Below are 11,913 nucleotides of genomic sequence, written 5' to 3'. Positions count from 1 at the left end.
ACACGAATCGTTAACTAGAGATTTTTATGTAAAATTGCCTCTGCCTTAATAAGGACATTTGCCAATTTCTACACAAGCTTTTCCTAATAAATTAGTTGTAAAAACTCTTCTGTTGCAATTCCACCAAAGTATGTTGGAATATCAATATCCGTTAACGCCTCAGCAATTGCAGTTCGATCATAGTTTGTCCCAACTAATCGTTGTTCAACATCTGCCATGTCGCCCACACCGAAGAAATCACCAAAAATATGCGCTTCTTCAATAATTCCGTGTTTCACCTCTAAGCGAATATCAATGCCTCCTGTTGGGAAACGATGTGTTTTTTGAATATTAAAGCGTGGTGATTTGCCATAGTTCCATTCCCATGTTTGATAACGCTCAGAAGATAGTTTGTGAATGTTTGCCCAGTCTTCCTCCGTTAACTCATAATAGCGAATATTTTCTTCTCCACCGAAAATGGATTTTAAAATCTCTAGTCGGAATTCTTCGACTGTCATCTTATCCTTCAAAAACTCAGAAATATTAGCTACACGTGAACGAATCGATTTAATGCCTTTTGATTCAATTTTATCTTTCTTCACCTTTAATGCGGATACAACAGCATCAATTTCTGTATCAAACATTAAAGTACCATGGCTAAACATACGTCCCTTTGTAGAAAACTGTGCGTTCCCAGAAACTTTACGACCTTCCGCTAAAATGTCATTGCGGCCTGAAAGCTCAGCATGAACGCCCATTTTTGCAAGTGCATCTACAACAGGCTGAGTGAATTTTTTATAATTCATAAAGCTATCGCCATCATCTTTAGTGATAAAACTGTAGTTAAGATTCCCTAAATCATGATACACTGCGCCTCCACCAGAAAGACGACGTACAACGATAATGCCATTATCCTCCACGTAATCTGTATTAATCTCTTCGATAGTATTTTGATTTTTACCAATAATGATTGAAGGTTGATTAATGTAAAAAAGTAGCACCGGCTCCTTCTCAACATCCATCGTTTTTAATAAATACTCCTCAATGGCAAGGTTAATGCGTGGATCATGAATCCCTTTATTATCAACGAATATCATAAATTACGTTTCCTCCTTCACAATATATCCATATTTATTTTAACGTAAATTAGGCATTTTGTGTTGACGAAATGCCTCTGTTATAATACACTAGGAAATATCAAAACAGTAATAGTACAGATGAACTTAAAGGAGGAGTCCACAATGTTAGAAAATGTAGTTGAATTTTTCAAGAATCTACCTGCAAAGCAATGCACAGAATGCGGTGAAAAAATTGAAGAACAAAGTGAATGCTACAGCAACACTTGTGAAAAATGTAACCACCTATAAGCATTTGCCTATTCTGTAATTGTCATTTACGTGCCCCACACGTACTAATAATGACACCCCTCATCATATTTTGATGAACCATTAATTAAATCTCTTACACTTACAAAACAGCAGCTGATACGCTCATATCGGCTGCTGTTTTTTGTATGCTTTTTTGTAAGTGGCGATTTTTTGTTGGAGCTGAGCAGTTTCTCTCGCTACCTGATCAGTTTTCGGGGTTACCCGATCAGTTTCTCTCGCTACCTGATCAGTTTTCAGGAGTACCCGATCAGTTTCTCTCACTACCTGATCAGTTTTCGGGGTTACCCGAGCAGTTTCTCTCACTACCTGATCAGTTTCGGGGCTACCCGAGCAGTTTCTCTCGCTACCTGATCAGTTTTCGGGGTTACCCGATCAGTTTCTCTCACTACCTGATCAGTTTTCGGGGTTACCCGAGCAGTTTCTCTCACTACCTGATCAGTTTTCGGGGCTACCCGAGCAGTTTCTCTCACTACCTGATCAGTTTTCGGGGCTACCCGAGCAGTTTCTCTCACTACCTGATCAGTTTTCGGGGTTACCCGAGCAGTTTCTCTCGCTACCTGATCAGTTTTCAGGGTTACCCGAGCAGTTTCTCTCGCTACCTGATCAGTTTTCGGGGCTACCCGATCAGTTTTCGGGGCTACCCGATCAGTTTCTCTCGCTACCTGATCAGTTTTCGGGGTTACCCGATCAGTTTCTCTCACTACCTGATCAGTTTTCGGGGTTACCCGAGCAGTTTCCCTCACTACCTGATCAGTTTTCTGGGCTACCCGATCAGTTTCTCTCGCTACCTGATCAGTTTTCGGGGCTACCCGATCAGTTTCTCTCGCTACCTGATCAGTTTTCGGGGCTACCCGATCAGTTTCTCTCGCTACCTGATCAGTTTTCGGGGCTACCCGATCAGTTTTATTCTCTACCTGATCAGTTTTTGGCAGCTCTTCCCTTCCCCATTTAAAGCAATCGTTTAACCACAAAAAACACCCACCAATATTGGTGGGTGTAAAAATCCTATTTTTAGTTTTCTTCAGCTACTTTTGAGTAACGTTTTGTGTGTAGTAGCATGAAATAACCGAAAGTAATAACTAAGAATACTACTAGGAAGCCTAATAGAACTCCGTAGTTTTGCATTAAGAATGATGTATCACCAGTTGAGATACTTGCTTTAAATGCTGAAACTGTATATGTCATTGGTAATAGTTTATTAAATACTTGTAATGGTGTTGGGATTAACTCAAGTGGGAATGTACCCGCACTTGTTGTAAGTTGTAAAATTAATACAACAATCGCCATAAAGCGCCCTGGGTCACCGAAAATAGATACTAACATTTGGATTAAAGCTAAGAATACATAGCTTGTTAATAATGCTGTTAAGAAGAAGTATCCTAAACTGTATACTTCAAGGCCTAAGCCCCATTTTACAATAACCACTGTTAATATAGTTTGAATTAAGCCCACTATTGCTAAAACTGAGACTTTACTTGTAAACCAAGTCGCTCCATTTTTTGGACGAATCGCTGGTTCCACTAGTGGGAAAACGATAGAGATTAATAATGCACCCACGAATAAACCAAGAGAAATAAAGTATGGTGAGAAACCTGTTCCATAGTTAGGTACATGGTTAACAGATTCTTTATCAACCTCTACTGGGCTACCTACCATATCATAAGTGTCCTTGCTTGCATGAACTTCTTTTGCTTTTTCACTTGCTTCACCTAGTTTGCCAGATAAAGTTGTTGTACCATCTGCCAGTTCAGTTGAACCATCAGCAATTTTTCCAGAACCCTCTGCTATTTCACCTGATTTAGATGCAAGTGTTGATGTACCTTGATTCAATGTTGATGAACCAGTTACTAGTTGATCTAAACCTGAAGCTAATTTTTTAGAACCTATTCCAAGTTTATTAGCACCGGCATTTAATTCACCTAATTTTTGGGCTAGTGTTGCATTACCAGCTTGAAGATCTTTTGCCCCTTGGATTAATTCACCACTTTTTGATGTTAATGCATTTGCACCTGCTAATACTTGTGATTGACCTGCTGCCATTTGCGATACACCAGAACTTAATCCGTTAGCACCAGCTTGTAAATCTTTTGTACCCGCAGTTAAAGCACCTAAGCCATTATGCACGCTTGCACTTCCTGCTTGTAGCTCTGCTAATGTTTGTTTTAATACTGCCGCTTGCTCTTCAGGCAATGAAGCCATCATGCCTTGTAATTGATTAGATAAAGCTGTGATGCCTTCTGCTACTTTTGCAGAACCCGCTGTTAATTGGCCTGCTGCACCATTTAATTGACCTGCACTATCAGCAATTTTAGCTGCTCCTGCAGTAATTGGTTGTTGACCATTGCTCATTTTAGCTAAACCTGCTTGAACTTGCGCTACACCCTGTGTATATTGTGACACACCTTGCGTAAGACTTGTTGCTCCAGATGCTGCTTTCTGTGCACCTTGTTGTAACTGTCCAGTAGCGTTTTGTACGCTTCCTATACCAGTAGATAATTCATTTGCACCTTTTGAAGCCTCTCCAATACCTTTAGCAATTTTATCTGCACCATTCGACAATTCAACTGAACTTGATGCTAATTTCTCTAAATAACCTTTTAAATCTTTTGTACCATTCGCTAAAGTTTTAGCACCTTCATCTAGCTTACTTGAGCCATCTGCAGCCTCTGTAAAGCCATCTCCAAGTGTTGTAATAGAATCAAATAATTTTTCAGCATAAGTAGTTGAAACTTGTTTATTCACTTCCGCACGTATTTTTTCCATTGCTGTTTCACCGATTTGTGCACTAAGGAAGTTTAATCCTTCATTCGGAATATAATTCATGACTAATTTAGAAGGTTTGTCATCTAATAATGTAGTCGCATGCTCAGAGAAATTTGTTGGAATTTCTAGAGTCATATAATAATCTCGGCCATTTAGCCCTTTTTCAGCTTCTTCTTTGGATACTTCAATGAATTTAAATTGCTCACTGTCGACAAGATTATCGACCAATTCATTCCCCAAATCTAATTTAACGCCTTCCATTTCAGCGCCCTTATCTTGGTTGACAACTGCTACTGGTAAATTCGGTAGGCCTGCATACGGATCCCAGAACGCCCATAAAAACATGCCTGCGTACATGACTGGGATAAATAATACAGCGATTATTGAAACAAGCATTTTTCTTGTTTTAAAGATTTTCAGCCACTCAGCTTTAATCATAAGTTTTCTTCACTCCTATAATATTTGACCGAAAACGTCAGTCGGTCATTTTTATTCAAAAAAAATCTAAATCCTCACTAGACTGTCATTGATTCACCTTTTAGCTCAGCCGAATCAAGTTAGAATTAGCCCACGGAAGATTGTTTCCTTGAAAAGATTTAATATCTTTTCTTCAGGAATAATGTCGCCATGTAGCTCATGCCAATCAACGACAAATGCTAGATACGCCTTTAACAATAGAAAGCTTACTAATTCTGCATCACAATCTCTTCTAATTTCTCCTTTATCGATACGTCTTTGAATTAATTCCGTAACGTAGGATAAAATTTCAGTCTCAATGCGAATTAAAACTTGTTTAACTGCTGGCGTTCGTAGCTCCTTTTCTTCCTCTAATAACTTCGCAAATAAAAGATGTTTTTCACGGAACTGTAGCATTTTCATTAAAGCATTATGCGCATTGTCCATAAAGCTAGCGGATGCATCCAACACTGCATCTGCTTCTGCTTGCATCTCTCGTACAAGTGACATAGCTATCTCTTGAAATAAAATTTCTTTATTTGCAAAGAATGTGTAAATCGTCCCTTTACCGACATTGGCGATTTTAGCCACTTGCTCCATTGTTGTAGCCTTGTAACCAAACAATGTAAAGGATTTTGCAGCTGCTTCAAGAATTTCCTGCCTACGATCCATTAGTAACATCCTTTCCTGTTAAGTTATGTACATGCAATTGTACACGAAAATGATAATGACCAGAAAACCATTTCGGTCATCTGGTCATTATCATATTCCTATTTTAAAAATAATGCAAGTATTAATTGTGATTTTTTTCACTTTTTTTCATGATCATTATGCTCAGAAGTATCATTACCATGATTCATCATGTTGTGATCCATACTATTGTTATTTGCTTTTTCATCCTCTGGTAAAACTTTCGTCATATCAGGGCTGCCAGCAGTAATTTGTTGCTTCGGCATACTATGAACACCATTAGCAGTTGTTGTATGAGCATACATATAATATACCCCATCGTGGTCAAATGTAGTCGTCGCTTTATAAACGCCATCTTTCTCTAATTTACCGTCAACCATTTGCCCTTGATCACGTTTACCAGATTCCCATACCTCAAATTGTACAACTGCATCATCAACTTTTTTGCCACCTTGTTCAACCTGCGCAGCAAGATCAATCGTTTCATTGATTGCTACTTCTTTCGGTGTTAAAATTTCAACTTCTGGTATTTGAGCTACCTCAGGCTCTGGTAAAGCTGCTGTCTCTTTCTTTTCTCCGCAACCTACTAATAATGCCGGTACTGCGACTAATGCCAATAACCATTTTTTCATGTTTTTTATTCCTCCATTAACGGCAATGTGATTTTTACAACTGTGCCTTTTTCAACTTCACTTTCAATCTCTATCTTGCCATGTAACTGCTTCAGCAATTGTTCTACAATCGACAAGCCTAGTCCACTGCCACCATCTGCTCGGCTACGCGCTTTGTTAACACGATAAAAGCGCTCCGTTACATGCGATAAATCCTCTTGTGGGATACCTATACCATAATCCTTAATGATAATTTGTGCACTACCATTGTCTTCAAAAGCAGTAATTTCAACCTTTGACTGCTCATACGAGTAATTAATGGCATTTTCAATTATATTAATAAAAATTTGTTTCAGCTTTACTTCATCTGCTTTAATGATTAATGCATCATCAGCATCTAAATAGAGTACAATGCTCTTCTTCTCTGCTTGATGAGTTAATATTTTTTGAACCTCACGTAATGTTTCGGCAAGAGGGATTGGATATAAAGTAATTTCTGCTTGTTCATTTTCCATACGTGCAAGTTGAAGTAATTCATTTGTTAAACGTTCCATTCGATTTGCCTCACGTACAATCAGCTGGATTGTTTCCTCTTTTTGACTTTCTGGAATAATGCCATTCTGCATTGCTTCACTATACCCTTTTACATAACTAATGGGTGTCCGTAGCTCATGTGAAACTGTAGCTAAAAACGTTTTCTGAGCTTCATCCTCTTGTTGTATCGCCTCTGCCATTTGATTAAAGGTGCTCGATAATTTCCCAATTTCATCTTTTGAATGAACTGGCACGCGTGTTCCATAATTTCCGTATGACATTTGCTCAACAGCTCTTTGTAAATTACTTAATGGTCGCATAATATGACGAATTCCTTTATAAATTAAATAGCTGATGACAATTAAAAATATAAAGGCACTGACAAATAAGAAAATGACTTCATTATTCGCTAACTCACTAATTTTAGCTAGAGGGAAGTAAATATAAATAATTCCTTCAAGCCTATTTTGATCTACTAGTGGAAGTACTACCGAAATTAGTTGTCTATCAAATCGGGGTTCATACCCAATTTTTTGTACATATTCACCTTCAAGTAATTGCTGTCGCTCTTCTGGACCAATTAATGTTTCGAAATCAATATCGAACGGCACACAGGCACTTAGTTCCCGCGGATTTCTTACTGCAAAAATATTCAAATTTGAGTAATTAGCATAATGTTCAATATCAGCAATAAATTCATCCGTTACCTTACCACCTGTATACATCGTTTGTAGCTTTGTCCCTACTTCTACCATCGTCTCTTCCGTGTCTTCTACATATAACCGTTCATATAAATAATTAGTTATGACATACATAAAGACAACGGTAATGATTAAAAATGCAAAGATTAATAGCCAAATGCGTGTTGAAATCTTTTTCATTCGCCAGGATCAAAGCGATAGCCCACTCCCCAGACGGTTTGAATATGCCCCGCTGCTTCCTTTCCAAGCTTTAAACGTAAGGTTTTGATATGAGTGTCAACAGTTCTTGTTCCCCCTACATAATCAATATCCCAAATACGTTCTAGTAATTGCTCCCTTGTATAAGCATTCCCAGGATTTTTCATAAATAAATGTAATAGTTCGAATTCCTTTAAAGTTAGCGGAACACTTTTTCCTTCTACAGATACCTTTCGTGCAATCTCATCTATTTTAATAGGTCCCAACACCACATATTTTTGCTGCAAATCTTCAATATTAGTACCACTTCTTCTTAGCACAGCATGGATTCGTGCAACTAGTTCATCATTTGTAAAGGGTTTTACAATATAATCATCTCCGCCAATAGTTAGGCCTTTCACTTTATCTTCATTTGCATCACGTGCTGTCAAGAAAATAACTGGTATATTTGACATCGCACGTATACTTTGACAAACTGCAAAGCCATCTTCATGTGGCATCATCACATCAAGTAGAACTAAATCAATTTTTTCACGTACAATAATATCGTAGGCCTCTGTACCACTCGCTGCTGTTAAGGTCTCTATTTTTGAATTATGGAGCATCATTTCTATTAAATTTCGCATATCTTGCTCATCATCAACAATTAATACAGTTGTCACATTTTTTCCTCCCTCACTAACAATTGAAATGCACCTTTCCCCACATCAACTGTTTTTTTCACCTGACCTTCTTTTATGAAATACAAAGTATGGTCATCATAGCCAGCGACAACAATATAATCTTTAAACTGATTTATAACAAATGGATTAGCTCCTACCTCTTGCTGCCATTTTACATTTCCATCAAAGTCGGCAACATACAATTTATTCCGTCCATGACTAACGACGAGGACAACATCCTTTGTTTTGGTTAATCCGACAGGCATTAAAGGCATTTCTATTTCCCCACGTTTGACTCCCGTCATAAGATCATATTTTTTTACAGAGCTATTCGGTTTACTTCCTTCTCCATGACCACCAATCCATAGTTCATTTTTCTCTTCTAGAATTGCTATTCCATGTGATGATTTTTGAATCGGCCACTCTTGCTCAACCTTTAAATTCTCAATATTTAACACCGATAATTTCGTATCTTTATAATTAATCACATATAGCTTATCTTTATAGGCTGCCATTGACATAGGATAATTACCAAGCTTCTGTGTTGCCAATTCGTTGCCCTTCTCATCAAAGCTTGTCACGGTATTTGTTTTGCTATTCGTAATAAAAAACTGTTTTCTATTTTCAGCATAAAACACATTCGTTGTACCAAGCTTTACTTTTTTGGAATAGAGCTTCTTCCCGGTTGATATTGTATAGACGTCAATTTCTTCTAATTGATGACCATACAATAACACACGATCATTTCCAAGCAGTACTGCCCCTGAGTATGCTTTATCAAATAACCATGTTGCGATCATTTTACCCTGTTCGTCTATAAAATCTAGCGAAGGCTCTTGTATATTTAAGGACGCAATAAAATTTTGATCGCGTTCGATAGGCTCAAACGATTTCTCCGTACACCCCGCTAACCATATAAGCTGCACTAAAGAAAAAATGAAAAATGCCCATTTTTTCAACATCATCACCTCTGTTTCTTAACTATACTTCACAATTGTGAAATTCGCGTGAAACTTGAGAGGTAAATTTATGACAAACAATACTAGCAAATTTCACGATTATTATGATGTAATGCTACATCTACGAGCATTTGTCCAACCAAAAATTATAGTAGTACATATACTACATAGATTATGGTAAGGGGGAATCAACTTTATGGTGTCAATCAGCTTATGTATGATTGTAAAAAATGAAGAAGATGTCATCGGGAGATGTCTAGCATCAGTAAAAGACTTAGTCGATGAGATTAATATCATAGATACAGGCTCTACCGACAAGACAAAGAAAATTGTGAAACAGTTTACAGATCGTATTTTTGATTTTGAGTGGATTCATCATTTCGCAGCGGCAAGAAATTTTTCATTCCAACAAGCAACGAAGGAGTACATTTTATGGCTAGATGCAGACGACGTATTATTAGAGGAGGATCAGGAAAAATTCAAAGCACTAAAAGAATCCTTAACCGTTGATATAGATGCCGTTTCGATGAATTATAATTTAAGCTTTGATAATGAAGGAAATGTAAGTTCGCTATTAAGAAGATATCGCTTAGTAAAAAGAGATAAACAATTCCAATGGATAGGTGCCGTACACGAATATTTAGAAGTAGGCGGAAAGCTATTGGATAGTAATATCGCTGTCAGTCATTTACCACTTAGTCATGATCATACGCGGAATATTACCATCTATAAGCAATTAGTAGACTCAGGAGAACCGCTCTCTCCACGAGATACATTTTATTATGCAAATGAATTACTAGATCACGGACAATTTGAGGATGCAATATTTTATTATGAAACGTTTTTAACTTCAAAATTAGGCTGGGTAGAAGATAATATTAGAGCCTGTTTCAAATTAGCAGACTGTTATTCTCATTTAAATGATCCAGAAAATAATCTAAGTTCCATTCTAAGAAGCTTTGAATACGATATTCCACGTCCAGAAGCGTGTTGTAGACTTGGTTTTCATTTTATGGAACAAACCAAAAATTATGAAGCAATATTTTGGTATGAACAAGCGCTTAACATCAAGCAAAATCCTAACGCCCCTTTTCAAAATAAAACCTTTACGACATGGTTGCCCCACTTACAACTTTGTGTCCTCTTTGATCAGATACAACACTATGAAACTGCCAACGCACATAATGAATTAGCCAGATCCTTTTTACCAAATGACGAAAAAATACTACACAATAAAAAATATTTTGATCGTATTTTAAATAAGGATAATGAAAAGTCTTAAATTCTCTCTATATTAATGGGTTAGTTCGTACATTAGTGTAATTTTTAAATTCTAGTAATAGGTTTTAATTATAAATTGAATAAAAATACTTTTATCGCTATTGATATTTTTAGAATAACCAAGGAGTTAACTGTCTATTTCACCTTCCCCCTCTATGAATACGATATTTGAGAGAGGAGGTGAAACAATGCATTTTGGAAGATTTAAAGAAAGAGTTTGCAGTAAATGTAATACATTCCCATGTTGTTGTAGTCCTTGCGCCGCTCAAAGCTGCCCTATTTTTCCCGTTAAACCTACTGGAAAAACTGGTCCTACAGGAAGTACTGGCGCGACTGGACCTACTGGCTCTACCGGGGCTACCGGGGCACGCGGAGCTACTGGAGCTACTGGGGCTACTGGCGTCACTGGGGCTACTGGCGCACGCGGAGCTACTGGCGTCACTGGGGCTACTGGCGCACGCGGAGCTACTGGCGTCACTGGGGCTACTGGCGCACGCGGAGCTACTGGCGTCACTGGGGCTACTGGCGTCACTGGGGCTACTGGCGCACGTGGAGCTACTGGCTCTACCGGCTCTACTGGGGCTACTGGCTCTACTGGGGCTACTGGCGCACGTGGACCCACTGGTGTAACTGGGGCTACTGGCTCTACTGGCGCACGTGGATCCACTGGTGTAACTGGGGCTACTGGCTCTACCGGCTCTACAGGGGCTACTGGGGCTACTGGGGCTACTGGGGCTACTGGGGCTACTGGGGTTACTGGGGCTACTGGCGTTACCGGGGCTACTGGCGTTACCGGGGCTACTGTTACCGGGGCTACTGGAGCTACTGGGGTTACTGGCTCTACTGGCTCTACTGGGGCTTCCGGTTCTACTGGTGTTACTGGTTCTACCGGGGCTACTGGGGCTACTGGGGCTACTGGGGCTACTGGGGCTACTGGGGCTACTGGGGCTACTGGGGCTACTGGGGCTACTGGGGCTACTGGGGCTACCGGAGTTACCGGTTCTATTGGCGCTACGGGAGCTTCTGGTTCTACTGGTTCTACTGGTTCTACTGGTTCTACTGGTTCTATCGGGGCTACTGGTTCTACTGGTTCTACCGGGGCTACTGGTTCTACTGGTTCTACTGGTTCTACCGGGGCTACTGGTGACACCGGAGCTACCGGCTCTACTGGTGTGACTGGGGCTACCGGAGTTACCGGCTCCACTGGTGACACCGGGGCTACTGGAGCAACAGGTACTACAGGAGCAACAGGCACTACTGGAGCAACAGGCACTACTGGAGCAACAGGCACTACTGGAGCAACAGGCACTACCGGAGCAACAGGCACTACTGGGGCTACTGGGGCTACTGGCGTTACTGGTGACACTGGAGCTACTGGGGCTACCGGTTCTACTGGCGTTACTGGTGACACTGGAGCTACTGGGGTTACCGGTTCTACTGGTTCTACTGGGGCTACTGGTTCTACTGGTGTTACTGGTGACACTGGAGCTACTGGGGTTACCGGTTCTACTGGTTCTACTGGGGCTACTGGTTCTACTGGCGTTACTGGTGACACTGGAGCTACTGGGGTTACCGGTTCTACTGGTTCTACTGGGGCTACTGGTTCTACTGGTGTTACTGGCTCTACTGGGGCTACTGGGGTTACCGGTTCTACTGGTTTGACTGGCTCTACTGGGGCTACTGGAGCTACT

At 39.8% G+C, this 11,913-nt stretch carries 11 protein-coding genes; 4 read left to right on the top strand and 7 right to left on the bottom strand.

The features are described 5' to 3' along the window. Positions 1-83: 83 nt before the first annotated feature. Positions 84-1,076, bottom strand: coding sequence for a lipoate--protein ligase (gene lplA, locus ACFVT8_RS15950; protein WP_387083480.1), 993 nt, complete (start codon positions 1,074-1,076; stop codon positions 84-86). Positions 1,077-1,220: 144 nt separating this feature from the next. Here lplA and yhfH point away from each other — a divergent pair, with 144 nt between their 5' ends. Then, the gene (gene yhfH, locus ACFVT8_RS15945; RefSeq protein WP_012292204.1) at positions 1,221-1,346 is read left to right on the top strand and encodes a protein YhfH; all 126 of its coding nucleotides are present in this window, start codon (positions 1,221-1,223) and stop codon (positions 1,344-1,346) included. Between the two features lie 146 nt (positions 1,347-1,492). Continuing rightward, entirely contained in the window at positions 1,493-2,332 is an 840-nt protein-coding gene (locus ACFVT8_RS15940) for a hypothetical protein (RefSeq protein ID WP_387224299.1), read from the top strand. A 46-nt stretch (positions 2,333-2,378) separates the two neighbouring features. Here the strand turns inward: ACFVT8_RS15940 and ACFVT8_RS15935 are convergent, their stop codons facing one another. The 6 genes from ACFVT8_RS15935 to ACFVT8_RS15910 all read right to left on the bottom strand — a co-directional run bounded on the left by ACFVT8_RS15935 (position 2,379) and on the right by ACFVT8_RS15910 (position 8,944). Beyond that, positions 2,379-4,568, bottom strand: a complete 2,190-nt coding sequence (locus ACFVT8_RS15935; RefSeq protein WP_387083478.1) for a YhgE/Pip family protein — start codon at positions 4,566-4,568, stop codon at positions 2,379-2,381. Positions 4,569-4,682: 114 nt separating this feature from the next. Next, entirely contained in the window at positions 4,683-5,258 is a 576-nt protein-coding gene (locus ACFVT8_RS15930; protein ID WP_387083477.1) for a TetR/AcrR family transcriptional regulator, read from the bottom strand. A 137-nt stretch (positions 5,259-5,395) separates the two neighbouring features. Continuing rightward, positions 5,396-5,908 (bottom strand): FixH family protein, encoded by a 513-nt coding sequence (locus ACFVT8_RS15925; RefSeq protein WP_387083476.1) that lies wholly within the window; start codon positions 5,906-5,908, stop codon positions 5,396-5,398. A gap of 5 nt (positions 5,909-5,913) precedes the next feature. After that, positions 5,914-7,302 carry a sensor histidine kinase gene (locus tag ACFVT8_RS15920; protein ID WP_387083475.1) on the bottom strand — a complete coding sequence of 463 codons (1,389 nt, stop codon included), beginning with the start codon at positions 7,300-7,302 and terminating at the stop codon, positions 5,914-5,916. Further along, the gene (locus ACFVT8_RS15915; RefSeq protein ID WP_387083474.1) at positions 7,299-7,982 is read right to left on the bottom strand and encodes a response regulator transcription factor; all 684 of its coding nucleotides are present in this window, start codon (positions 7,980-7,982) and stop codon (positions 7,299-7,301) included. Before ACFVT8_RS15915 ends, ACFVT8_RS15920 begins: the two co-directional genes overlap by 4 nt. After that, positions 7,979-8,944 carry a YncE family protein gene (locus tag ACFVT8_RS15910; protein WP_387224297.1) on the bottom strand — a complete coding sequence of 322 codons (966 nt, stop codon included), beginning with the start codon at positions 8,942-8,944 and terminating at the stop codon, positions 7,979-7,981. Before ACFVT8_RS15910 ends, ACFVT8_RS15915 begins: the two co-directional genes overlap by 4 nt. Before the next feature lie 193 nt (positions 8,945-9,137). Between ACFVT8_RS15910 and ACFVT8_RS15905 the strand changes: the two genes are divergently transcribed. Together ACFVT8_RS15905 and ACFVT8_RS15900 are read left to right on the top strand one after the other, a co-directional pair. Continuing rightward, positions 9,138-10,223 carry a glycosyltransferase gene (locus tag ACFVT8_RS15905; protein WP_387083472.1) on the top strand — a complete coding sequence of 362 codons (1,086 nt, stop codon included), beginning with the start codon at positions 9,138-9,140 and terminating at the stop codon, positions 10,221-10,223. A 187-nt stretch (positions 10,224-10,410) separates the two neighbouring features. Beyond that, positions 10,411-11,913: beta strand repeat-containing protein (locus ACFVT8_RS15900; RefSeq protein ID WP_387224295.1), on the top strand; the 1,503-nt coding region annotated here is incomplete at its 3' end.

The sequence above is a fragment of the Lysinibacillus sp. NPDC058147 genome, assembly GCF_042884205.1.
In the GTDB taxonomy this organism is placed as follows: Bacteria; Bacillota; Bacilli; order Bacillales_A; family Planococcaceae; genus Lysinibacillus.
Note: the sequence above shows the minus strand (reverse complement) of the source record. Positions and strands in the feature narration are given on the sequence as shown.